Origin of the sequence: Streptosporangium sp. NPDC020072, assembly GCF_040631445.1 — a bacterium.
In the GTDB taxonomy this organism is placed as follows: Bacteria; Actinomycetota; Actinomycetes; order Streptosporangiales; family Streptosporangiaceae; genus Streptosporangium.
On sequence record NZ_JBEYAB010000014.1, the window covers coordinates 1 to 22,433 of the forward strand.

The following is a 22,433-nucleotide window of genomic DNA, read 5'->3' on the forward strand; positions in this document are numbered from 1 at the left end:
TTTCGTGTCAAACCGATCCGACCGGATCGCATTTTCTTCGATAAAGCCTGTCCGAGGAATTTCAGACCGCCCCGTCTCCGGAGCAACCCTTCCAATTTACTCTGACATCCGGAACGTGTCGAACCGAAGCGACCGGGACACACGTGTCTCGGTCGAGAGTGAGTCAGAAGGGGTTCCCGGGGTCTCACCGACATCGTCGGCGCCCTCGGGCCTGGTGACTCTATGTCCCCCGAGGGACGTCGTCAAATCAGGGCCGGTCACGCAGCCGGGACGACGCTGAACTCCGATAATCTGCCCGTCGTCAGGAGGTGGCAGATGGCTGAAGCGGGCGCCTTTTCAGTACCCGGCTACGACATATCCGGCGTACTCGGCCAAGGCGGTTTCGGGATCGTCTACCGGGCCCGGCAGCTGGCGGTCGACCGGGAGGTCGCGCTCAAGGTCGACAACCGCGTTCTGCTCTCCGAGCGTGACCGGCGGCGCTTCATGCGGGAGGTCACCTCGGCGGGAGCCCTGTCGGGGCATCCGCACGTGGCCCATGTCTATGACGCCGGAGTGCTGGCCGACGGCAGGCCGTACATGGTGCTGGAGCTGTGTCCTGGAGGGTCACTGCTCGACCGGTTGCGTGCGGAGGGGCCGCTGGCTCCCGCCGAGGTCGCCGACATCGGCGTCCGGATCGCCGACGCGCTGGCCGCCGCCCACTCCGCGGGGGTGCTGCACCGGGACATCAAGCCGGCCAACATCCTGATCAACCGGTACGGCAACGTGGTGCTGTCCGACTTCGGGCTGGCGACCATGCCCTCCGCGGGGGGCGAGGCCTCGGTGACCAGAGAGTCGCTCACCCCCGCCTACGCGCCGCCCGAGGCGTTCGACCTGACGGAGCCCTCCGCGGCGGGAGACGTCTACTCCCTCTCCGCCACTCTCTACGCGTTGCTGTCCGGGCGTCCTCCCCGGTTTCCGGAGAGCGGGGTGGCCAACATCGCGGTCATCATGGCCCTGCACCGGCTGCCGATCCCGGAGATCCCCGGTGTGCCGCCGGAGCTGACCGCCGTGCTCCGTCAGGCCATGGACAGCGATCCCGCGCGACGCACCCCCTCGGTCGCGGCCCTGCGGGACGCCCTCACCGATCTGCACCTGGAACGGGGAGCCCGGGACGGCAGGCCGATGCCGCCGCGTCCCGCTCCCGTTCCACCGCCGTCCGTCCCGGTACCGCCTCCGTACGCCTCCGGGCCCCGTCCCACTCCTCAGACCGGGGGGCACGCGTCGTACGGCGTGCCGGGGGCGCGGCCGGGGCCGGGGAGAGAGGTGATGCGCGCGCACCTGACCTCACCCGGTCTTCAGGAGCTCGGCGTGACCCAGTCACCGGCCAAGGACGCGGCGGCGCCCACCGCCGGCGCCTCGAACACCCGGGTGTTCGTCGCGGTCGCGGCCGCCTTCGTGATCCTGCTGTTGGCCGGGGTCGGACTGATGATCATGGAGAACTTCGGTCAGGGCGCCTCCGTCGGCGGCCTCGCGGACACCTCCGAGGCCGGGGGCGCCGGTACGGGGGCTCAGGGGACGAACGCCGAGGTCGCCACGTTCACCCTGGACTGTCCCGCGGCGGCCGTGCCCGGTGGCCATGCCTCGTGCGTGCAGAAGGCCGAGTGCTGGGGCGGACTCGTCGTGATCGCGGGGGACGCGTCGGCGCGGCCCGTCAAGTGTGAGGAGCCGCACGCGTGGGAGACGTTCGCGATCGCCACGCTGCCGGGCGGCCTCACCTACGACGCGGGGGCCGCCGAGCGCGATCCGATGGTGCGCAAGGTGTGCGCGTCGTCGGTCATGCTCAGTTCCCGGCGCGGCGCCGCCGTCAAGGTCATTCCCTCGGACTGGCAGATCGCGGTGTTGCCGCCCTCGAAGGAGCGGTTCGCCTCGGGGGTGCGGACCTACCGCTGTCTCGGGAGCGTTGTCGGCGGCGACCGGGCGGGGTCGTCCTTCGGCCCTGAGGCCCGGCCCTGAGACCCGGCCCTGAGCCGGCTCCGGGCGTCGGCGCGGCTCGGCGCGCGCTGTGGGGAGCGATCGGTGCAGACTGGGCATCCTTGAACGTAATAGGGGGTGTCACAACATGACTCAGGCGCAGATAGGTGTGACCGGCCTGGCGGTGATGGGGGCGAATCTGGCCCGCAACCTCGCCAGGCACGGGCATGTGGTCGCGGTGCACAACAGGTCTCTGTCACGGACCACGAAGCTGGTCGAGGAGCACGGGGACGAGGGAACCTTCGTCGCCTGTGAGACTCCGGAGGAGTTCGTCGCGGCGCTCGAACGTCCCCGCCGTGTCCTCATCATGGTCAAGGCCGGGGCGCCGACGGACGCGGTGATCGAGGAGTTCGCCCCGTTGCTCGAACCGGGCGACATGCTCGTCGACGGCGGCAACGCGCACTTCCTCGACACCCGCAGGCGTGAGGCGGCGCTTCGGGAACGGGGCATCCACTTCGTCGGCGCCGGGGTCTCGGGCGGCGAGGAGGGCGCGTTGCTCGGGCCGAGCATCATGCCCGGCGGTTCGAAGGAGTCGTACGCGGCGCTCGGGCCGTTGTTCGAGGACATCGCGGCGAAGGTGGACGGGGTGCCGTGCTGTACGCACATCGGTCCCGACGGGGCCGGTCACTTCGTCAAGATGGTGCACAACGGCATCGAGTACGCCGACATGCAGCTCATCGCCGAGGCCTACGACCTGCTCAGGCAGGGGGCCGGGCTGGAGCCCTCGCGGCTCGCCGACGTCTTCGACGAGTGGAACCGGGGTGAGCTGTCCTCCTACCTGATCGAGATCACCGCCGAGGTGCTCAGGCAGGTGGACGCCTCGACCGCCGGGCCGCTGGTCGACGTGATCGCCGACCGGGCCGAGCAGAAGGGCACCGGGCGCTGGACGGTGCAGATCGCACTCGACCTGGGTGTGCCGGTGAGCGGTATCGCCGAGGCCGTCTTCGCCCGTTCGGTCTCCGGTCACGCCGACCTGCGGGAGGCCGCCCGCGGGCTCCCCGGCCCCACGCCCGTGCCCGATCGGACGCTCGGTGACGACTTCGTCGAGGACGTACGGCGGGCGCTGTACGCGTCGAAGATCATCGCCTACGCGCAGGGGTTCGACCAGATCAGGGCGGGGAGCGCCGAGTACGGCTGGGACGTCGATCCGGGCGCGCTGGCCACGATCTGGCGGGGTGGCTGCATCATCAGGGCGGTCTTCCTGGACCGGATCCGCGAGGCCTACGAGGAGAGCACGCCGCCGGTGACGCTGCTGACCGCGCCGATCTTCGTCGAGGCGCTCGGTCTGGCGCAGGACTCGTGGCGGCGGGTGGTGGCGAAGGCGGCCGAGCTGGGCATTCCGGTGCCCGGTTTCTCCACGGCGCTCGCCTACTACGACTCGCTGCGCGCCGAGCGGCTGCCCGCCGCCCTGATCCAGGGGCAGCGCGACTTCTTCGGCGCGCACACCTACCAGCGGACGGACCGGGAGGGCGCCTTCCACACCCTGTGGTCCGGTGACCGCTCCGAGGTGGGCGCCTGAGCCCGGCCTCCGGTGTCGCGGGGTGTCGTCCCTTCGGGGGCGGCACCCCGTTCCTGTGCGCGGCCGTTCCGGTCAGCCCGGCTGGGGCAACAGACCGAACGCGTGGTCGGCGGCGGCGACCGCCGACGGGTAGACCTCGTCGGCGGTCTCCCCCCGGGTGAGCCTGGCCCAGTTCTCCCTGGCCAGCACCCGCTGTACGGCCAGCGTCTGCGCGGCCACGAGCCGGGCGGTGAGCTCGTCCGTGACCTCCCTGAGCGCTTCGGCCAGGGCCTCCTCGTCCTTGGTCGTGTGGTGCACGAGTCTGGCGGCCAGGCCGGGGGTCGAGAAGATCATCCGGTGGTAGGCGAGCACCGTCGGGTGGTCGTTGAGCCCCGTCACGGGGTCGCGCCTGCGGAGTCCTTCGAGGAAGTGACGGTGGAGGGCGGCCAGGGGGCTCTCGCCCCGGCCGCGGTGCCGTACGACTCGTGCCGACTCCTCGTGGTGGTCGGAGATGCGGTGGAGGACGAGGTCCTCCTTCGAGGCGAAGTACTTGAACAGCGTCGGTTTGGAGACCCCCGCGGCGGCGGCGACCTCGGCGACGGACACCTCGTCGAAGCCCCGGTCGAGGAACAGGGTGATGGCCGCCGTGGAGATCGCGTCGTGGACCTGCTGTTTCTTGAGCTGCCGGAGTCCTGTCACCCGTCCAACCTAACAGGTGGTTAACCGGGTTAATATATTGACTCGGTTAAGCTTTGAGGGGTGATGCTGGTGACCGGCACCGGACTCGACGAGGAGCGGTCCTACCTGGAGGAATGCAGGGCGGCGCTGCGGGGGATGCTCGACGGCGCACGGTTCAACGTCGTCGTCGGCGAGCACGTGGCGGGCGACCGCTACAGTGCCGAACGGCTGGGGCGCCATCTCAAGAGCCTCGCCAAGGAACTGGCCGAGGAGCCCGAGGGGCCCGTGTTCTTCGGCCGTCTCGACTTCGGCGCGGGGGCGGACGCGGGCGACCACCGGGGGCGGCGTTACTACATCGGGCGGCGGCACATCTCCGGCGGGACCGGCCGTCAGCCGCTGGTGCTCGACTGGCGGGCACCCGTCTCGACGGTGTTCTACCAGGCCGACGTCCGCGACTCCCGCGGTGTCACGACGCGCCGCCGGTTCGGATGGTCGGGGTGGCCTCCCGCCCTGACCGGCTTCGAGGACGAACGGCTCGGCGAGGGCGGCGCGCCGGGTACGGCGAGCCGGATCCTGGCCGAGGAGATCGAACGGCCCCGTGTCGGCCCGATGCGTGACATCGTCGCCACCATCCAGCCCGAGCAGGACGAGCTGGTGCGGACCGGGCTTGAGACGTCGATCTGCGTCCAGGGCGCGCCCGGCACGGGGAAGACCGCGGTCGGCCTGCACCGCGCCGCCTACCTGCTCTACACCTACCGGCGCAGGCTCGTCGGCAGCGGTGTGCTGATCCTCGGTCCCAACCAGGCCTTCCTCGGCTACATCTCGGCCGTGCTGCCCGCCCTCGGCGAGATGGACGTCGAGCAGACGACCCTGGGGCGGCTGCTGGCGCCGGAGCCGTCCAAGGGTCCGCCGAAGGGTTCCGACGACGAGGCCGCGGCGGTGGTCAAACACGACGCGCGGATGGCCGAGGTGCTGCGCAGGGCGCTGTACGGGCGGGTCAGACGGCCCGGCGGCCCGTTGACCGTGCCCGACGGGGCCTACCGCTGGCGGGTCTCCGAGGAGGAGCTGCGGCGCGTCGTCGACGACGTCCTGCGGGAGGCGCCGCCGTACGGGGTCGGGCGTGAGCGGGTGCTCTCGCGGCTGGTCTCCCTCCTGCGGGCGCGGGCCGAGGCTCGGGGACAGACGACCGGCACGGCGTGGACGAGGAGGACCGGCAGGGCCGTCAGGGAGTTCCTGGACACGGTGTGGCCCGTGGCGCGGCCCCGGGAGGTCGTGGCGGAGCTGCTCACCGATCCGAACGTGCTGGCCGGGGCCGCCGAGGGGATCCTCACCCCTGCCGAGCAGTCGGCGATCCTGTGGTCACGTCCGCCGCGCTCGTTCAAGAGCGCCAGGTGGTCGGAGGCCGACGCCGTGCTCCTCGACGAGGTGGCGGGCCTGATCGAGCGTCCCAGGGGATACGGTCACGTCATCGTGGACGAGGCCCAGGACCTGTCACCGATGCAGTGCCGGGCCGTCGCGCGCAGGAGTGAGCACGGTTCGATCACCGTGCTGGGCGACCTGGCGCAGGGCACCACGCCCTGGGCGGCGCGGAGCTGGCCGGAGCAGCTCGCCGCGCTGGGCAAGCCGGGAGCGGCACCGGTCACCCTGACGACCGGGTTCCGGGTTCCCGGGGCGGTCGTCAGGCTGGCCAACCGCCTGCTCGACGAGCTGGCGGTCGACGTGCCGAGGACGCGTTCGTTCCGCGGTGACGGGTTGCTGCGGTTCCACCGGACGTCCGATCTTCCCGGTACGGCGGCGCGGGTGGTGCGCGAGGCGCTGGGGCACGAGGGCTCGATCGCGCTCGTGGCCGCGGACGACGCGCTCGACGGCCTGGCCGAGGCGGTCCGGGCCGAGGGTGTCGCGATCGCCGCCCTCGGCGAGGGGTCCGACGGCGTCCGGGTCACCGCCGTGCCCGCCACGCTCGCCAAGGGACTGGAGTACGACCACGTGGTCGTGGCCGAGCCCGCGGCCGTCGTCGAGGCGGAGCCCAGGGGGGCGAACCGGCTCTACGTCGTACTGACCCGTGCCGTCTCGCGGCTGGAGGTGGTGCACACCCGCCCGCTGCCCGCCGGAATCACCCCAGCCGTTTAGCTATAAATATCCCTTTTATCCGCATATATCCACTCAATGAAACGCCACGAAATGCTGGAAATCGCTGGAATACACGGGAGGCTGGTGGAACTCCTGTTACGCTCCGTGCCGTGAGTGAATCACTGGACGCGCTGGAGCTGCGGATAACCGAGCTCCGCGCCCAGGTACGGCGCGCGGTCAAGGCGCGGGACAACACGCTGGCGCGGTCCCTGCGGGGAGACCTGCGCCGGGCCGAACAGGCCTGGGACCGCGCGGTCGGCACAGATGAGTCCACCGGGGAGTCCACCGGGGAGACCGAGCCGCCGCTGCTGCCGGTCAGGGAACAGGTCCACCAGGCGCTGGCGCTGCTGGGGGTGCCCTCCGCGGCCAGGATGATCGTCGCGGTGAACGAGGCGTTCTTCTCCGGCGCGCTGCGCGGCGCCCAGCTCACCAGCCTGCGCAGGGACGAGGAACGTTCCTTCCGCGGGGACCCCTACGCCCGCCCCTACTACCTGTGCGCCGCGCTCACCGACCGCCTCTCCCCCGCCAGGGGGCTGCTCGCCGACAGCACCTGGGAGCCGGAGCGGAGGGTGCTCGGGCCGCTGAGCCCACGTGTCGACTTCCTCGTCTCGGCCATGCGCGTCGCCGACAGGATCATCCGCATGACCGATCCGCCGCAGGGCGCCCGACGGTTGCTGCGGCGGATGGCGCAGAACGTCCCGGGAGCCGTCGAGGGCCTCGCCCCCGCGGACCCGGAGGTCACGATCCGCGCGGCACGCGCCGAACTCGACGTGCACCACGCCGGAGACGCGGCGCAGCGAGCCGAGGTCGCGGCGCGGGCGGGCAGGCAGCTTTCCGACATCGAGCGGCTGTTCGGCGCCGCCGCCCTGAGCACCCTGAGGGGAGCGAGTTGAACGGCAGGCTGGACAGGCTGCGCGGCCCCGTGCCGTCACACCCGCACGACGCCCGCGCCATCGCGGCGCTGGCCGCCAACCCCGGCTGCGCACGCCGTGCGCTGCTGGACGCCGCGGGAGTCGACAAGGACCGTACGGCAAGGCACCTGGGCTTTCCCGCGCCCTTCGGCCAGTCCCAGTTCGCGATCACCCGTGGGAACTCCTTCGAGATCGTGGTGAAGGAGAACGGCTGCGCCGAGTTGCTCCGGCTGCTGCGCGAACTGCTCGGACTGCCCGTCGCGGAGGTCGGCTACCAGGACGTGGAGAGCGTCGGCGCCCATCTGCGCCACTCCCACACCAGGGCCCTGGTCGACAGAGCCGCACGGCAGGAGGAGGCCGCTGTCTTCTACGACCACCCGCTGCTCAGCCTGGAGATCGCCGGGCACGTCTGTTACCTGGAGCCGGACGTGGTCGCCTTCCAGCTCGGCGGGCGCTTCCACATCGTGGAGATCAAGTCGTTCAGCGTGATCGACGGGCAGGCCGAGCCGCGGAAGGTCGCCGCCGCGGCCAGGCAGGCCGCGGTCTACGTGCTGGCGCTGCGCGCGCTGCTGGCCGACCTGGGACACGACCCGGAACGGGTCTCCCACGAGGTGGTCCTGGTCTGCCCGGAGAACTTCGCCAACCGGCCCGTGGCGTGCCTGGTCGACGTACGCAGGCAGCTGGCGGTGCTCAAGCGGCAGCTCACCCGGCTGACCCGGGTCGAGACCCTGCTCGACGAGCTTCCCGAGGAGCTCACCTTCGACCTGGCCCCCGGTCAGGACGGCGTGCCGACCCGGCCCGCGGGGGAGGTGGCCCAGGCCCTGTCCCGGGTGCCCGCCCGCTACGCGCCCGACTGCCTGTCCACCTGTGACATGTGCATGTTCTGCCGGGACGAGGCCAGGGGGAACGGCTCGACCGACCTGCTCGGCCGCCAGGTCCGCGACGAACTCGGAGGGGTCTCGACCGTGGCGGAGGCGCTCGGGCTCGCCGAGGGCACCCTGGAGCCCGCCGAGGGCCAGGAGGAGATCGCCCGGCTGCTGCGGCTGGCGGACCGGCTGCGCGAGGAGTGCCTGCGATGAGCGCGCTGACGGCGCTGGCGCGGCTGCGCGCCATCAGGGACGGGAGCGCGCAGCCGGTCACCACGGTCAGGCACTGTCACCTGGCCCCGCAGCCGCTGGTGTTCGTCCCGCTCGGCCTCTCCGGTGAGGCCGCGGCCCCGCTCGCCGCCATGGTCGGCAGCGATCCCGGCCATCCCCGGCTGCTCGTGGTGCCCCAGCCGCGTAACCGGGACCTCCGTTTCGCCTTCGCCGCCGAACTGGCCGAGGTCGTCCTGCCGTACGTGGAGGGGTTCTGCAAGGGCACCGAGACGGTCGAGCGGCGGGGCGGCGAGCCGTACGAGCGGTGCCTGGACGCCCCGCAGATCCTGGTGCCGAACCGGCAGGGGGTCGCCTTCCTCGGGCTGCTCGGCCGGTCCACCCGTTTCCGCAGGGTCGACGGACCCTATCCGGTGCATCCCTCGGTGCCGCTGCTCGGCCGGTGGCTGACCTACTTCGCCGACCGGTCGCAGCAGCCGGGATCCTGCCTGCTGATGGCGGCGACCGAGGCGCTCGGCGCACACTGGGCGAGCGGGCAGAGCGGCCTTGAGGACGCCAACCTGGCCGCGCTGCTCGGCTGGATCGACCCTCCCGCCGGGATGACCGGATCCCAGGCCGCGCTTGAGGCGGAGGATCCGCTGCTGTGGCCTCCCGCGGGGCCCTCGACGGACCCGGGCTTCGACAACGAGGTGCTCGCCCCGGCCATGCGCGCCTACGAGGAGGCGCCGACCGAGCGGTCGGTGGAACGTGTCACCCAGGCGCTGCGCACCCAGCTCGATCCGACGTGGCGGCTGATGTGGCGGGCGGTCGACCTGCTGCGCGCGCTGCCCGAGGGGTCACGGGTACGGGACCGCTGGGAGACCGACCGGGGGTCGTTCACCCGCTTCACCGAACGGCTCGCGGAGGGTGGCCCGCCGCAGGCGCGCAGGGACGGCGCGGTCGGCGCCGCGGCCCGGCTGGCCGGTCTCGAACGCGCCAGGGCGAGCTACGACGTGCAGCGCGCCTACGACGACCCGCTGATCATGGCCGAGTACCGCCTGACCGGTGAGGCGTTCACCGGGACGGTCACCGCCGCCGACCCCGAGCACACCGAGGGCGAAGGTCGTTCGCGCAAGCTCAGGCCGCTGGTCACGGTCACCACCGCCGACCCGGTACGGCTGGCGCCGGGCGTGGTCGTCGGCAGCCCGGAACGGCGCGGGCACGCCGCCGAGATCGTCGAGGTCTCCGGCGACGAGATCACCCTGAAGGTCGTCAAGGGGATGGGCCGGGGCAGGACACCCGCTCCGGGGGCGGTGCCCGGACCCGGTGAGCGGATCACCTACACCTCGTTGCTCGACGACTTCCAGTCCTCGGCCTCGCTGCCCGATCCGGAGCTGACGCCGTGGACCCACGGCGGGCCTCCGCAGGAGTACGTGCCCGGTGACGACGACGCCCAGGAGGAGTGGTCATGAAGGTACGGCCCACGGAGGACATGACGCCGCAGCAGGCCGCCGCGGCCGTCGTCGGCGAGGTCCTGGCCGACCTGCCCCGCAACCGGGGCGTGGTCGTCGACTCCCCGCCCGGAGCGGGCAAGTCCACGCTGGTGGTCAAGGCCGCCGCGCACATCGCCGAGACGGGCGAGCCACTGATGATCGTGGCGCAGACCAACGAACAGGTGGACGACCTGGTCGAGCGGCTGGCCACCGATCACCCCGATCTCACCGTCGGACGGCTTTCCGCGAGCGGCTACGTCACGCCGCCTCGCGTTCTTGCCCACCCCAACGTCTCGGTCGCGGGCAAGCTGCCCGACCTGGGCGACCCGGCGGTGGTGATCGCCACCGCGGACAAGTGGGCCTGGGTCGGCGACCGGACCTGGCCGTGGGCGATCGTGGACGAGGCCTACCAGATGCGTTCGGACAAACTGCTGCGCATCGCCTCGCTGTTCGAGCGCTCGCTGTTCGTCGGCGACCCCGGCCAGCTCGACCCGTTCTCGATCGTGGACGGCGACCGCTGGGCGGGCCTGTCCTGGGACCCGGTGCAGAGCGCGGTCTCGGTGCTGCTGCGCCACAACCCCGATCTTCCCGTGCACCGGCTGCCGGTCTCCTGGCGGCTGCCCGCCTCGGCGGCGCCGGTGGTCTCCGAGGCGTTCTACCCGTTCACCGGGTTCAGGGCGGGGACCGAGCACCATGACCGCTCGCTCGAACTGACCGTGAACGGCATGCGCACCTCCTACGACCGGGCGCTGGAGGAGGCCGCCGCCTCCGGGTGGGCGCTGTACGAGCTGCCCAGCCGTCACACCGTGCGCACGGACGCCGAGGCGGTGCAGGCGGTCGCGCTGCTGGCCGTACGGCTGCTGCAGCGGGCGCCGGTCGCGCACTCCGAGCGGGGCAGCCACCGGGTGACGGCGGACCGGATCGCCATCGGCGCCGCGCACCGCGACCAGGTGACCGCGATCCGCGCCGCCGGGGTGCCCGAGGAGATCACGGTCGACACCGCCAACCGGCTCCAGGGCCGGGAGTACGACGTGACGATCGTGCTCCACCCGCTGTCCGGGCGCCGGGACGCCACCGCCTTCCATCTGGAGTCGGGACGGCTGTGCGTGCTGGCCTCACGGCACCGGCACGCCTGCGTCGTGGTCGCCAGGGCGGGCATCCCCGAACTGCTCGACGCCCACCCGTCCGCGGAGCCGGTCCAGCTCGGGGTGCCGGTGAAGTTCCCCGACGGCTGGGAGGCCAACCAGGCGGTGCTGGCCCACCTGGCCAAGCACCGGGTCGCCGCGCACTGACTCAGTAGTAGCCCTCCACCGGGACGCGGGCCTCGTCGTACAGGGTGGGGCCCTGCTGCGGCACCTCAGGGAAGTCACCACCCGGTTTGAGGGCGTTGAGCTGCTCGCCGGAGAGGGCGAACACGACACGGCCGAGTCCGGAGCGCCGGATCGCCCCCTCGCACATGGGGCAGGGCTGGCAGCTGGTGTACATGGTCGTGGCGGCCGCGGTCTCCGGGCCGAGTTCGCGGGCCGCCCAGCGGGCCAGTTTCAACTCCGGGTGCGCGGTTATGTCGGCGTCGGTGAGGGTGGTGTTGCGCTCCTCGGCGATCACCCGGCCGTTCCCGTCCGCCAGCAGCGACCCGAAGGGCGGGTTGCCGCCCGCCCGAGCCTGCGCGGCGAGTTCGATCGCGCGGCGCAGGAGTCGTTCCTCGTCGTGTGTCGTGGCTTGGTGTGTCATGGTCGCTCCGTTCGCGGGTGAAGGTCCCAGCCGACGGCGGGCATCCGCTGTTTCGCCGCCGGGTCGAGGGCCTCGCCGGGGCCGCCGTCGAACGGGGCGCGACGCCGGGTTCGCACCCGTTCAGGCTATCGGGGTCGGTGGACGTGCTCGGCGACCGGGGACACCTCGGGGTTCGCGCTGATCCAGGCGATGCGTTCGCGGCTCTCCTCGTCGACCGGGGTGTAGACGACCATCCGCGCCTCCGCGGGCGCCGACAGGCTCAGGCTCGTGGAGACCGTGCGGACCAGCCCCGCCTGGCAGTGCCGGAACATCTTCATCCTGCTGCCGGGCCTGGCCACGTCGTGGGCCGCCCACATCCGCGCGAACTCGGGGCTCTCGGCCGACAGCACGCGGACGAAGTCGTCCCAGGCGGGCTCGCCGAGGTGCCTCCCGAAGCCCGCCCGCAGGGTCGCCACCATCTGGGGCAGCTCGGCCTCGCGGTTGGTCATCGGGAGGCAGCAGGAACGGGTGACGAAGATCTGCCAGAGCGCGTTGCGGGTGGCCGGCGGGGCCTTGACGACCTTCGGGAACAGCGCTCCGTACGCCCGGTTCCAGGCGAGCACGTCGTAGCGGCCGTTGTAGACGACGGCGGGCATCGGGTCGAGCTGGTCCAGGATGAGCTGGACCTCCGGTTCGAGACCGCCGCCGCCGGGTGACTGGGGCACGCTCGGCAGGTCGGCGAGCCGGTACAGGTGTTCGCGCTCGGCCTCGTCGAGACGGAGCGTCCTGGAGATCGCGTCGAGCACCTGGACGCTGACGTTGATCGGACGTCCCTGTTCGAGCCAGGTGTACCAGGTGACGCCGACCCCGGCGAGCATGGCCACCTCCTCACGCCGCAGGCCCGGCGTACGGCGCCGCGACCCGGGGGGCAGTCCGACGGCCTCGGGGGTGATGCGGTCGCGGCGGCTGCGCAGGAACGAGGCCAGCTCCGCCCGTCGGGCACGCCGGCTGGTCATGGTCATCCCCCCATGCTGGCCGATGGGGAAAGCCGTTGCCAGGTGGTGTCGGTACCAGGATCAGCAGGCTCTCGTTACCGGTATCCGCCCGCCCTCACAGTCTTCTCCATGACCGCGCCACCGATCTTGGAGGCCCCGGCCGCTCTCCCGGCCTCCTCCCGTAACCGCCGGCTGCTCACGGTGATCCTGACCGGGCAGTTCATGGCGATCCTGGACGTCTCCATCGTCAACGTCGCCTCCCCGGTGATCCGCTCGGACCTGGGCACCTCGGGCTCCGGACTCCAGTTGATCATCTCCGGATACACCATCGCCTACGCGATGCTGCTGATCACCGGTGCCCGGCTCGGCGGCCGGTACGGCGGACGCCCGCTGTTCCTGACCGGCCTGACCGTCTTCACCGTCGCCTCCCTGGCCTGCGGCCTGGCCGCCTCCGCCGGGCAGCTCATCGCCTTCCGGCTCCTGCAGGGCGCGGGAGCCGCCCTGATGGTGCCCCAGGTGCTGATCATGATCCAGACGAACTTCGAGGGGGCCGCGCGGGCCCGCGCGCTCAGCCTGTACGCCACGGTGATCTCGGGGGCCGCCGTGATCGGGCAGGTGCTGGGTGGCACGCTGGTCTCCGCCGACCTGTTCGGCACCGCGTGGCGCCCGGTGTTCCTGGTGAACGTGCCGATCGGACTGGCCCTGCTCGTCACGGGCGTACGGCTGCTGCCCTCGGGCGGACCGCGTCTGCACCGCCCGCTGGACCTGCCGGGCCTGGTCACGCTCTCTCTCGCGGTGAGTCTGCTGGTGGTGCCGCTGGTGCTGGGCCACGAGCAGGACTGGCCGCTGTGGGGGTGGGTCTCGCTGGGGGTGAGCGTGGCCTTCGCGGGGATCTTCGCGCTGGTCGAGCGGCGTTCGGCCGCTCCGCTCGTGCCCGCGCGGGTGCTCATGGCCAAGGGAGTGATCCCCTCGGTGCTGACCGTCTTCGGGCTGATGACGTGCTACGGCGGATACCTGTTCGGCCTCGCCCTGCACCTGCAGGGCACCTTGGGCGACAGCCCGCTGCGGGCCGGCCTGACCTTCGTCCCCACCGCGGTCGCGTTCACCGTCTCCAGCCTCAACTGGCGGCGGGTCCCCGAGCGGTTCAGGCGGCCCATGGTCGTCTCCGGGCTCGTCGTGGCGGCGCTCGGCTACCTGGGTCTGGCCCTCGCGCTGAGCGGTGGCGACCACGGCCAGCCGCTGCTGTGGATCACGCAGGCCGTCGCCGGGTTCGGCATGGGCGCGGTCTTCAGCCCGGTGCTCGCGATCGCGCTCACCCATGTGGCGCCCGAGCACGCCTCGGACGCCAGCGGGCTGTTCGTCATGGTGACCCAGCTCGGCCAGGTCGTCGGGGTGGCCACCTTCGGCACGCTGTACCTGGGCGGGGCGTCGATGACGACCGTCGGGGTGGTCCTGGCCGCGGCGACGCTGGTCACCGCGGCCTGCGCGCTGCCGCTGCTGCGGCGCTGAGGTCCCGTCCCGCGGGCCGGGCCGTACGGCCCGCGGGGAGGCCGGGTCAGACGGTCCTGCGCCAGACGTCGATGGCCAGCACCTGCCGCATGCCGACCGAGAGGTACAGGTCCAGGGCGGGGGTGCTGTTGTTGGCGTCCACGTGCAGGTAGGTGCCGACCCGGCCGCGCGCGGCGTCCGCGGCGAACGCCCGGCGCAGCATGAACCGGCCCAGGCCGCGTCCCCGGAAGCGGGGCAGTACCGCGAGCTGGCGGACGTAGCCCGAGTTCTCGTCCCCGGCGAAGGCGTCGGTGCCCAGCAGCATCGCGGCGGGCTCGCCGTCCACCCTGGCGACCATGAGCTGCGCCCAGTCGGTGCTGGCCGAGGAGTCCAGGTCTGCGAACCACTCGTCGTAGTCCTTGGGCGTGAACCCGAAGTGCTCGGCGAAGCCCTCCTGCTGTACGGCGTGGCCCTGACGCCGTACCTCCTCGCTCGTCCCGTGGTGGACCGTCACCCCGGCCGGGGCGGCGGGCTCGGGGACCGAGGCGCCGTGGTCGGTCAGGAGGCGGATGAAGCTCGTCGCGGCGACGAAGCCCCGGGCGGCGGCCAGGGCCCGCTTACCGCTGTCCTCCCGGTACAGGGCGATGTCCACCACGGCCCTGTCGTGGCCGAGTTCGGCGGCGATCTCGGCCGCCCGTTCGGTGACCGCGTCCCACAGGGCGCCGGTGAGCTCGGCGGCGTCGGGGTGCACGACCACGTCGACGTCCATGTTGTCGCCCGTGCCCTTGCGGCAGACCCAGGCCCAGGCGACCAGGCGGCCCGACGTGTCGTGGACGACCCAGCCGTCCTTCTCCCCGTCGAAGTCGGGCTCGTTCAGCTGGTCGGTGACGTCGTCGAGGGTCATGTCGGCCTTGCCGATCACCTGCGTGTCGCACAGGGAGATCAGCCGGTGGATCTCGACCGCGTCGCCGGTCCCCGGCCGCCGGGTGGTGTACCCGGCGGCGGTGACGATTGTCGTCGTTGTGTTCATGCCACCCAGTCTGGGAGGAGGGACTTGGCGATCACTGGGTGAGAACTTGCTCGCCGCCGTCCAAGTCTTGCTCGCCGCCGTCCAAGTCTCGCCCCGCCGTTCAGTCGAGCGCCGCGACCGGGGTCGACTCGTCCGCGCCCTGGTCGGAGCCGCCGCGCAGCGGGATCTCCTTGATGAAGGCCGCCGCCAGCGGCACCAGGACGGCGAAGAGGATCGCCCAGGTGAACACCGAGCCGATCGACGACGCCAGGGACTCAAGGAATCCGGTGCGCACGCCGGCCGGCAGCTCGTGCAGGGCCGCGGGGTTGAACTGGCCTCCGCTCGACGCGAGCTTCCCGCCCGCCTCCCCCAGCTTGCTCGTCAGGTTGGCGGTGAGCTGGTGGGTGAAGATGGCGCCGAACAGGGAGACGCCGAACGAGCCGCCGATGGACCTGAAGAAGGTCGAGGCGCTGCTGGCCACGCCCAGGTCCTTCTGCTCGACGCTGTTCTGCGCGATCAGCATGGTGGTCTGCATCAGGAAGCCCATGCCCAGGCCCAGCACCGCGATGTAGACGCCGGTACGCCAGGAGGGGGTGTCGACCGTCTGCGTGGACAGCAGCCACATGGCGACCGCCATGATCACGCCGCCGAGGACCGGGTAGATCTTGTACTTGCCCGTCTTGGTGATGGCCCGGCCGACGAACAGCGAGACCACCATGGCCGCGCCCATCATCGGCAGCAGGAGCAGGCCGGAGTTGGTCGCCGAGGCGCCCTGGACGGTCTGCTGGAACAGCGGCAGGAAGTTGATGGCGCCGAACATGGCGAAGCCGAGCAGGAAGCCGACCACGGAGATCAGGCTGAAGTTGCGGTCGCGGAACACGTTGAGCGGCATGATCGGCTCGACGACCCTGCGCTCGACCACGATGAAGAGGGCCAGGCTGACCACGGCGCCCGCGGCGAGGCCGATGATCTGCGGCGAGTTCCAGTCGTAGTCGTTGCCGCCCCAGGTGGTGATGAGGACCAGGGCGGTGATGCCGACCGAGAGCAGGACCGCGCCGACCCAGTCGATGCGGTGCTCGGTGCGGTATCTCGGCAGCTTGAGCGTGACGGCCAGCAGCGCGAGCGCGACGAACCCGACGGGCAGGTTCACGTAGAAGGCCCAGCGCCAGTTGAGGTTGTCGGTGATGAAGCCGCCCACGAGCGGTCCCGCGATCATCGCGAGCGCCATCACACCGGCCATGATGCCCTGGTACTGGCCGCGCTCACGGGGCGGGACGAGGTCGCCGATGATGGCCATGGCGTTGACCATCAGGCCGCCCGCGCCCAGCCCCTGGAGCGCGCGGAAGCCGATGAGCTGGTTCATGCCGTCCGCGGTGCCGCCCAGCATCTCCGAACCGGCCATGCCACAGAGCGCCGAACCGATCATGAAGATCACGATGGAGGCGAGGAAGATGTTCTTCCTGCCGTACAGGTCCCCGATCTTGCCCCAGATGGGGGTCGACACGGTGGTGCCGAGCACGTAGGCGGTGACCACCCAGGACAGGTGGGTCAGGCCGCCGAGCTCCCCCACGATGCGTGGCATCGCCGTACCGACGATCATGTTGTCGAGCATGGCCAGGACCATCGCCAGCATGAGGCCCGGCAGCACCACCATGACCTCACGTTGCCGCGCCGGCGCGGTCGCGGTCTCCTTCACTTTCGTTGCCCCCTAGTGGATCTTGCTTACTTGCCGACCGGCTAGTGTCGGATATGATGGGAAATGTAGGGCGCCTACTTACCGGCCGTCAAGTTAATTCCACCGCAAAGGGAACCATGAGCGAAAACGCCGACACCCGGACTCGCATCCAGGAAACGGCCCTGAAACTGTTCATCGAACAGGGCTACGAGGCGACCTCACTCCGCGAGATCGCCGAGGCGCTCGGCGTGACCAAGGCCGCCCTCTACTACCACTTCAAGAGCAAGGACGAGATCATCACCAGTCTCGTCGAGGCCCGGCAGTACGCCTTCGACGAGCTGATCGAGTGGGCCAAGTCCCAGCCGCGCACCGAGGAGACCAGACGCGAACTGGTACGCCGCTACGCCGAGGACCTGCGCCGGGGCAGGCACCACGAGATCATGCGTCTCATAGAGCGCAACCAGGCCTCGTTCAAGGGCCACCCGACGATGGAGCGGGTCCGCCACCAGATGTTCGAGATGCTCACCATCCTCGTCGAGCCCGGCGATCCCACGGCGACCCGGCTGAGGAACTCGATGTCGCTGTTCGCCCTGCACGCCTCCTGGTTCCTCCTCAGGGACGAGGAGATCAGCGACGACGAGCGCAGGGACGCCGCCCTTGAGGTCGCGCTCGAACTGCTGCGCCGGTGAGCGTCCTCATCGACCCGCCCGCCTGGCCGGGTCCCCGCGGCCTGCTCTGGTCCCACCTGGTCAGCGACAGTTCCACCGAGGAGCTGCACGCCTTCGCCGAACGGCTCGGCGTGCCCGCCAGGGCCTTCGACCGCGACCACTACGACGTCCCGGAGACCGTCTACGAGCGCGCCGTCTCCCTCGGGGCGCAGCCGGTCTCCTCCCGGGAGCTCCTCACCCGGCTGGTCGCCTCCGGTCTGCGCAGGCGCAAGACCAGGCGTTCCGGGACGGGCGATTCAGGAGATGCCGTTCGTCCCGGTTAGGACGGGCGGGCTGGGGCAGGGCTCTCAGCGGGCAACCGTGAAGGAGGGACCGTGGAGGCCACAATCACGCTCCGCCTGCCGCGTGACGCGGCTAGCGTTCCGGTCATCAGGCAACTGCTCGACGCGGCGCTCCGCGCCCTGGGGGTCGAGCCACAGGTGCGCGAGGACATCCTGCTCATGCTCTCGGAGGCGTGTTCCAACGTGATCCAGCACGCCATCCCGAGCGACGACTACATGGTGAGCACCGAGCTCTTCAGTGACCGCTGCGTCATCAAGGTGATCGACACGGGCGAGGGGTTCGACTTCTCCGGGACGCGGGCTCCCTCGCCGACCTCGGAGCACGGCCGCGGCCTGCTCATCATGAGGGCGCTGGCCGACGACATCCGCTTCACCAGCCGCCCCGAGCGGGGATCCGTCGTCTGCCTGGAGAAGAACCTGCGCTTCGTCCAGGACGCCCCGGGGCTGTCGCTGCTGCTCGACGAGGAGCACGTGCGGCACGACGGGGTGGACCGTTCCCGGCCGGGAGACGCCCGGCGAGAGCAGGAGCACGCCAGGGCAAGGTGAACCGGGGCCCTCAGCCCCGGCGTCGTGCCGGCCCGCCGCGTCCGCGCAGGGTGGAGGCGGCCAGCGTCACCATCGCGACGAGGACGACCACGGAGACGAGAAGCGCCGCCAGGCCGATAAGGCCGACAACGACCAGAACGCTGACAAGCTCACTGATCAACTGCCGCACCTGCACAGCTTTGCCCGGTTTATCCGGCCGCTACACCGCGTTCCAGCGGGCCAGCTTCAACGCGAGGTGGAGTTCCAGCCTGTCGGCTCCGTCCTTCAGGCTGCGTCCGGTGATCTCCTCGATCCGTGTCAGCCGGTAGTACAGGCTCGTGCGGTGCAGGTGGAGCAGTCTGGCGGTCTCCTGCGCGTCCCCTCCGCTGTCCAGATAGGTCTCCAGGGTGGCGGCCAGGGCCGGATGCTCGTGGAGCGGTCCGGGGGAGATCCGCCCCGGCTCGGCGAGCAGCCGGTAGACGCCCAGGTCCGGCCAGCTCGCCACCGGCCCGAGCGCGGGCTCCGCGACCGCCGCCCTGGCCGCGGCGACCGCCTCCCGGTGGGCGCGCCTGACGGTCCCGAGCCCGGCGTGCACCGCGCTGAGCCCCGCCGCGCCCCCGGTACGGGCCACCAGCCGTCCGGCCAGCGCGGTCGCGTCCTGCCCGCCGTTCAGCAGCAGTACGGCGTGCCGGTCGAGGACCGTGAAGGCGGGAGGGCGCCGCGTCCCGGCCAGTTCCTCCTCGACCGCCCGGCCCGGCTCCCCCCGCTCGCCGCGCAGGGCCAGCAGGCGCAGAGGCCCCTCGCCGAGTACCGCGGCGGCCCGCGCCGCGGGTATCCCGCCGGTCAGCAACCCCCGCAGCGTGCCCGACCCTCCTCCGCCGTCGAGGAGGGCGGCGATGGCGGCGGCGTCCCGTACGGCCCCGGCCTCCTCCTCCTGGCTCAGCGGCGTCCTTCCCTCGATGATCCACAGCAGGCCGACACGCCTGCCCTGGTGGAGCAGGGGAACGCAGAGCCTGGCCGCCATGCCCAGCGCCGGGTTCGCGGGCACCCTGACCGGAACGCGGGCCGTGGCCACGCCGTGGGCCTCCTGCCAGGCGCTGACCTCGGCGGGGACGGAACGGGACAGGATCGCCTGGGCGCGGACCTGGTCGACCTCGCCGTGGTGGACGCTGTGCGCGACGACCTGGCCCTCGGGATCGTCCACCGCGACGCCCCGTCCCACGGTCGCGGCCAGGGAATCGAGGAGATCCTGGACTTCATCGCCGATCACCGTCGAATCCTACAGATGTATGAAAGGTCTCCGCTGGCAGGACGATGACTGGCCGGGGCGCGGGCCGTACCGTCGCTTGCACGTTCAGTGAGAGGGTCTCGTGAAGGGAGACCGCCGTGCAGGAGCGCAGCCGCATCGCCCCGTGGGCCTCGCCCAGGGCGCAACGACGTCTGGCGGAGCTTGAGGCCGCGGCCGAGGGCCTGGGGCTCGACGAGGTCGTGCGGACGGTCGGCGCGGCGCTCGCCGGACACCGCAGCAGGCTCGACGAGGACGGCGTCGTGCTCTACGCGGGCACCAACACGATGAGCGAGCGCGCCAGGGCGGCTCACGAGCTGTCGGCGGCCTGCCGTCCCTCCATGGGCTGGCCCGGGGAGAAGTTCCAGACCGGCCTCGACGAGCTGGACGTGCTGGAGGTGCTCGCCCCGCTGGGGGTCGCCTCCCTGATGGGAGGCGAGTTCGCCGAGGTCAGGCTGCAGAGCGCGACCTTGGCCAACCTGGCCTGCTACACCGCCTTCGCCGTCCCCGGCGACACGATCGCGGTCCTGCCCGAGGCGGCGGGCGGGCACGCCAGCCACCACGTCCAGGGCGCCGCCGGAATCCGGGGCCTGCGGGTCGTCGACCTGCCCTACGACGCGGCCGGGTTCGGCATCGACCACGACGCCCTGCCGGGTTTCCTGCGCGAGCACCGGCCCGTCCTGGTGGTGATCGGGGCCAGCCTGATGCTGTTCCCGCACGACGTCGCACGGGTGCGGGCGGCGTGCGACGAGGTGGAGGCGGTGCTGCTCTACGACGCCTCGCACGTGGCCGGGCTGATCGCGGGCGGTCGTTTCCAGCGCCCTCTGCTGGAGGGCGCCCACCTGCTGACCATGTCCACCTACAAGTCCTTCGGCGGCCCTCCCGGGGCGGCCGTCGTGACGCGTGAGGAGGACCTCGCCCGCCGGGTCTCCGCCGCCGCCTACCCCGGGCTGACCGCCAACTACGACGCCTCCCGGCTGGCCCCGCTGGCCGTGACGGCGGCCGAGCACGCCGCCGAGGGCCCGCGTTACGCCGACGCCTGTATCGCGAACGCGCACGCCCTGGCCGCCGCGCTGACCGAGGAGGGCTTCTCCGTGGCGGCGGCCGACCTGGGCTGGACGGTCTCCCACCACGTCGCGGTCGACGCCGCGGCGTTCGGCGGCGGGGACGAGGCGGCCCGGCGGCTGGCCGAGGGCGGCGTCTACCTCAGCGGCATCGGCCTGCCCGACCAGGCTCCCGGCGAGCCGATGCGGGGTCTGCGCATCGGCACCCAGGAGGTCACCCGCCGAGGGTTCACCCCCGGCACGATGCGGCCTGTCGCGGCGCTGATGCGCAGGCTGCTGATCGACGGCCACGACCCGGCCGAGGTCCTGCGGGACACGGTCGGGCTGCGCCGTTCCATCCCCTGATCCCGGACCGGCCCGCGACCCCCTGGGGCCGCGCGCCCCTGGCGGGCCGGTCCGCGCGCCTTTCCCCTCAGCCGATCCAGACCGTCTTGAGGTTGCAGAACTCCCGGATGCCGTGGGCGGACAGCTCCCTGCCGTACCCGGAGTTCCTTATGCCGCCGAAGGGCAGCTGCGGGTAGGAGACCACCATGCCGTTGACGGCGACCATCCCGGCCTCCAGCTCGGTGATGAGGCGCTCCTGCTCGCGCTCGTCGGTGGTCCAGGCGTTCGCGCCGAGCCCGAAGGAGGTGGCGTTGGCGAGCGCGACGGCCTCCTCGACGTCCTCCACCCGGTACAGCGAGGCCACCGGGCCGAACGACTCCTCCAGGAACAGCTTCATCTCCCGGGTGACACCGCTCAGCACGGTCGGCTCGTAGAACCAGCCGGGCCGGTCGGGGCTCACCCCGCCGCACAGCACCCGCGCGCCGCGTCCCGCCGCGTCGGCGACCAGCCTCTCCAGGTCGTCGAGGCCCTGCTCGGTCGCCAGCGGCCCGACGTCGGTCTCCTCGTCCATGGGGTCGCCGACCCGCAGCGACTCCATGCGTTCGACGAAGCGGCCCTCGAACTCGTCGTAGACGTCGGCGTGCACGATGAAGCGCTTGGCCGCGATGCAGGACTGGCCGTTGTTCTGCACCCTGGCGGTGACGGCGGTCGAGACGGCGGCCTCGACGTCCGCCGACGGCATCACCACGTAGGGGTCGGAACCGCCCAGCTCAAGGACGGTCTTCTTGACCTCGGAACCCGCGATCGACGCGACGGAGCGGCCCGCGGGCTCCGAGCCGGTCAGGGTCGCCGCGACCACCCGTCTGTCCCTCAGCACCCGTTCGACCTGTGACGAACCGATGAGCAGGGTCTGGAAGCAGCCCGCGGGGAAACCCGCCCTGGTGAAGAGCTCCCCCAGGTAGAGCGCGGTCTGGGGGACGTTCGAGGCGTGCTTGAGCAGCCCCACGTTGCCCGCCATGAGCGCCGGCGCGGCGAAGCGGATCACCTGCCAGAGCGGGAAGTTCCACGGCATCACCGCGAGCACGGGCCCCAGCGGCTGGTAGCGCGCGTAGGCGCGCCGCGCCCCCACGGCCCGCGCGTCCCCCGGCTCGTCGGCCAGGAGCGCCTCGGCGTTGTCGGCGTAGTAGCGCATCCCCGTCACGCACTTGGCCGCCTCCGCGCGGGCCGAGACCAGCGTCTTGCCCATCTCGGTCGTCATGAGACGGGCCGTCTCCTCAAGCTCGCCTTCGAGCAGGTCGGCCGCAGCGCGCATCCAGGCCGCCCGCTGCCCGAAACCGGTCGTCCGGTGGGTCAGGAAGTCGGCCGCGGCGCGCGCGAGCCGTTCCTCGACCTCCCGCTCGTCCAGCGGCTCGAAGGTCTTCAGGGTCTCACCGGTGGCCGGGTTGACCGTCGCGATCGCCATCACTGCCTCCTCGACGGCCGCCGCCCCCGGACGGCGGCCGGAATCGGGACCTGCCGGACAGGGGCGGGTACGGCGGGCGTCCTGCCCCTACCTT

20 protein-coding genes are annotated in these 22,433 nt (G+C 71.8%); 12 read left to right on the forward strand and 8 right to left on the reverse strand.

Annotated elements, in window-relative coordinates; translation table 11 throughout:
- Positions 1-315 precede the first annotated feature (315 nt).
- Both ABZ470_RS30250 and gndA read left to right on the forward strand, forming a co-directional pair.
- Complete coding sequence (locus ABZ470_RS30250; RefSeq protein WP_362915718.1) at positions 316-1,992, forward strand: serine/threonine-protein kinase; 1,677 nt, start codon at positions 316-318, stop codon at positions 1,990-1,992.
- Positions 1,993-2,098: 106 nt separating this feature from the next.
- A complete protein-coding gene (gndA, locus tag ABZ470_RS30255) occupies positions 2,099-3,529 on the forward strand; it encodes an NADP-dependent phosphogluconate dehydrogenase (RefSeq protein ID WP_362915720.1) in 1,431 nt (476 codons plus the stop codon).
- 72 nt (positions 3,530-3,601) lie between these two features.
- Here the strand turns inward: gndA and ABZ470_RS30260 are convergent, their stop codons facing one another.
- Positions 3,602-4,207 carry a TetR family transcriptional regulator gene (locus ABZ470_RS30260; RefSeq protein WP_362915722.1) on the reverse strand — a complete coding sequence of 202 codons (606 nt, stop codon included), beginning with the start codon at positions 4,205-4,207 and terminating at the stop codon, positions 3,602-3,604.
- A 63-nt stretch (positions 4,208-4,270) separates the two neighbouring features.
- Between ABZ470_RS30260 and ABZ470_RS30265 the strand changes: the two genes are divergently transcribed.
- From ABZ470_RS30265 to ABZ470_RS30285, 5 genes are all read left to right on the forward strand, one after another.
- Entirely contained in the window at positions 4,271-6,316 is a 2,046-nt protein-coding gene (locus ABZ470_RS30265) for an AAA family ATPase (RefSeq protein ID WP_362915976.1), read from the forward strand.
- A gap of 110 nt (positions 6,317-6,426) precedes the next feature.
- Positions 6,427-7,209, forward strand: coding sequence for a hypothetical protein (locus ABZ470_RS30270; RefSeq protein WP_362777660.1), 783 nt, complete (start codon positions 6,427-6,429; stop codon positions 7,207-7,209).
- Entirely contained in the window at positions 7,206-8,306 is a 1,101-nt protein-coding gene (locus ABZ470_RS30275) for a hypothetical protein (protein ID WP_362915724.1), read from the forward strand. Before ABZ470_RS30270 ends, ABZ470_RS30275 begins: the two co-directional genes overlap by 4 nt.
- Positions 8,303-9,772, forward strand: a complete 1,470-nt coding sequence (locus tag ABZ470_RS30280; protein ID WP_362777658.1) for a hypothetical protein — start codon at positions 8,303-8,305, stop codon at positions 9,770-9,772. The genes ABZ470_RS30275 and ABZ470_RS30280 overlap by 4 nt, the downstream gene beginning before the upstream one ends.
- Complete coding sequence (locus ABZ470_RS30285; RefSeq protein ID WP_362915726.1) at positions 9,769-11,085, forward strand: AAA family ATPase; 1,317 nt, start codon at positions 9,769-9,771, stop codon at positions 11,083-11,085. Before ABZ470_RS30280 ends, ABZ470_RS30285 begins: the two co-directional genes overlap by 4 nt.
- A 1-nt stretch (position 11,086) precedes the next feature.
- Here the strand turns inward: ABZ470_RS30285 and ABZ470_RS30290 are convergent, their stop codons facing one another.
- Together ABZ470_RS30290 and ABZ470_RS30295 are read right to left on the reverse strand one after the other, a co-directional pair.
- On the reverse strand, positions 11,087-11,524 hold the full coding sequence (locus tag ABZ470_RS30290; RefSeq protein WP_362915728.1) for a nucleoside deaminase: 438 nt from the start codon (positions 11,522-11,524) through the stop codon (positions 11,087-11,089).
- A gap of 125 nt (positions 11,525-11,649) precedes the next feature.
- Positions 11,650-12,525 carry a helix-turn-helix transcriptional regulator gene (locus ABZ470_RS30295; RefSeq protein ID WP_362915730.1) on the reverse strand — a complete coding sequence of 292 codons (876 nt, stop codon included), beginning with the start codon at positions 12,523-12,525 and terminating at the stop codon, positions 11,650-11,652.
- A 102-nt stretch (positions 12,526-12,627) separates the two neighbouring features.
- Between ABZ470_RS30295 and ABZ470_RS30300 the strand changes: the two genes are divergently transcribed.
- Entirely contained in the window at positions 12,628-14,007 is a 1,380-nt protein-coding gene (locus ABZ470_RS30300; protein WP_362915732.1) for an MFS transporter, read from the forward strand.
- Positions 14,008-14,053: 46 nt separating this feature from the next.
- Here the strand turns inward: ABZ470_RS30300 and ABZ470_RS30305 are convergent, their stop codons facing one another.
- Together ABZ470_RS30305 and ABZ470_RS30310 are read right to left on the reverse strand one after the other, a co-directional pair.
- On the reverse strand, positions 14,054-15,016 hold the full coding sequence (locus ABZ470_RS30305) for a GNAT family N-acetyltransferase (RefSeq protein ID WP_352012985.1): 963 nt from the start codon (positions 15,014-15,016) through the stop codon (positions 14,054-14,056).
- A gap of 100 nt (positions 15,017-15,116) precedes the next feature.
- Complete coding sequence (locus tag ABZ470_RS30310; protein ID WP_352012986.1) at positions 15,117-16,691, reverse strand: MDR family MFS transporter; 1,575 nt, start codon at positions 16,689-16,691, stop codon at positions 15,117-15,119.
- Positions 16,692-16,807: 116 nt separating this feature from the next.
- On the opposite strand from ABZ470_RS30310, the gene ABZ470_RS30315 reads away from it, so the two are divergent.
- From ABZ470_RS30315 to ABZ470_RS30325, 3 genes are read left to right on the forward strand one after another with little or no spacing between them, the layout of a single operon-like run.
- Positions 16,808-17,359, forward strand: a complete 552-nt coding sequence (locus ABZ470_RS30315; RefSeq protein ID WP_352012987.1) for a helix-turn-helix domain-containing protein — start codon at positions 16,808-16,810, stop codon at positions 17,357-17,359.
- Positions 17,356-17,661, forward strand: coding sequence for a DUF4031 domain-containing protein (locus ABZ470_RS30320; RefSeq protein WP_352012988.1), 306 nt, complete (start codon positions 17,356-17,358; stop codon positions 17,659-17,661). The genes ABZ470_RS30315 and ABZ470_RS30320 overlap by 4 nt, the downstream gene beginning before the upstream one ends.
- A 51-nt stretch (positions 17,662-17,712) precedes the next feature.
- Positions 17,713-18,225, forward strand: coding sequence for an ATP-binding protein (locus ABZ470_RS30325; RefSeq protein WP_352012989.1), 513 nt, complete (start codon positions 17,713-17,715; stop codon positions 18,223-18,225).
- Between the two features lie 10 nt (positions 18,226-18,235).
- Here ABZ470_RS30325 and ABZ470_RS30330 read toward each other — a convergent pair whose 3' ends face one another.
- On the reverse strand, positions 18,236-18,385 hold the full coding sequence (locus ABZ470_RS30330) for a hypothetical protein (protein ID WP_352012990.1): 150 nt from the start codon (positions 18,383-18,385) through the stop codon (positions 18,236-18,238).
- Positions 18,386-18,424: 39 nt separating this feature from the next.
- The gene (locus ABZ470_RS30335; RefSeq protein ID WP_352012991.1) at positions 18,425-19,474 is read right to left on the reverse strand and encodes a helix-turn-helix domain-containing protein; all 1,050 of its coding nucleotides are present in this window, start codon (positions 19,472-19,474) and stop codon (positions 18,425-18,427) included.
- A gap of 116 nt (positions 19,475-19,590) precedes the next feature.
- Here ABZ470_RS30335 and ABZ470_RS30340 point away from each other — a divergent pair, with 116 nt between their 5' ends.
- Positions 19,591-20,898, forward strand: a complete 1,308-nt coding sequence (locus tag ABZ470_RS30340) for a glycine hydroxymethyltransferase (protein WP_362915735.1) — start codon at positions 19,591-19,593, stop codon at positions 20,896-20,898.
- A 67-nt stretch (positions 20,899-20,965) separates the two neighbouring features.
- Here the strand turns inward: ABZ470_RS30340 and ABZ470_RS30345 are convergent, their stop codons facing one another.
- Positions 20,966-22,339, reverse strand: coding sequence for an NADP-dependent succinic semialdehyde dehydrogenase (locus tag ABZ470_RS30345; RefSeq protein ID WP_352012993.1), 1,374 nt, complete (start codon positions 22,337-22,339; stop codon positions 20,966-20,968).
- Positions 22,340-22,433 lie beyond the last annotated feature (94 nt).

Excerpts from the sequence above, each read along its gene's own strand:
- ABZ470_RS30250 (WP_362915718.1), top strand. The coding sequence starts at position 316 with ATGGCTGAAGCGGGCGCCTTTTCAGTACCCGGCTACGACATATCCGGC.
- gndA (WP_362915720.1), top strand. The coding sequence starts at position 2,099 with ATGACTCAGGCGCAGATAGGTGTGACCGGCCTGGCGGTGATGGGGGCG.
- ABZ470_RS30265 (WP_362915976.1), top strand. The coding sequence starts at position 4,271 with ATGCTGGTGACCGGCACCGGACTCGACGAGGAGCGGTCCTACCTGGAG.
- ABZ470_RS30280 (WP_362777658.1), top strand. The coding sequence starts at position 8,303 with ATGAGCGCGCTGACGGCGCTGGCGCGGCTGCGCGCCATCAGGGACGGG.
- ABZ470_RS30285 (WP_362915726.1), top strand. The coding sequence starts at position 9,769 with ATGAAGGTACGGCCCACGGAGGACATGACGCCGCAGCAGGCCGCCGCG.
- ABZ470_RS30290 (WP_362915728.1), bottom strand. The coding sequence starts at position 11,524 with ATGACACACCAAGCCACGACACACGACGAGGAACGACTCCTGCGCCGC.
- ABZ470_RS30295 (WP_362915730.1), bottom strand. The coding sequence starts at position 12,525 with ATGACCATGACCAGCCGGCGTGCCCGACGGGCGGAGCTGGCCTCGTTC.
- ABZ470_RS30300 (WP_362915732.1), top strand. The coding sequence starts at position 12,628 with ATGACCGCGCCACCGATCTTGGAGGCCCCGGCCGCTCTCCCGGCCTCC.
- ABZ470_RS30305 (WP_352012985.1), bottom strand. The coding sequence starts at position 15,016 with ATGAACACAACGACGACAATCGTCACCGCCGCCGGGTACACCACCCGG.
- ABZ470_RS30315 (WP_352012987.1), top strand. The coding sequence starts at position 16,808 with ATGAGCGAAAACGCCGACACCCGGACTCGCATCCAGGAAACGGCCCTG.
- ABZ470_RS30345 (WP_352012993.1), bottom strand. The coding sequence starts at position 22,339 with ATGGCGATCGCGACGGTCAACCCGGCCACCGGTGAGACCCTGAAGACC.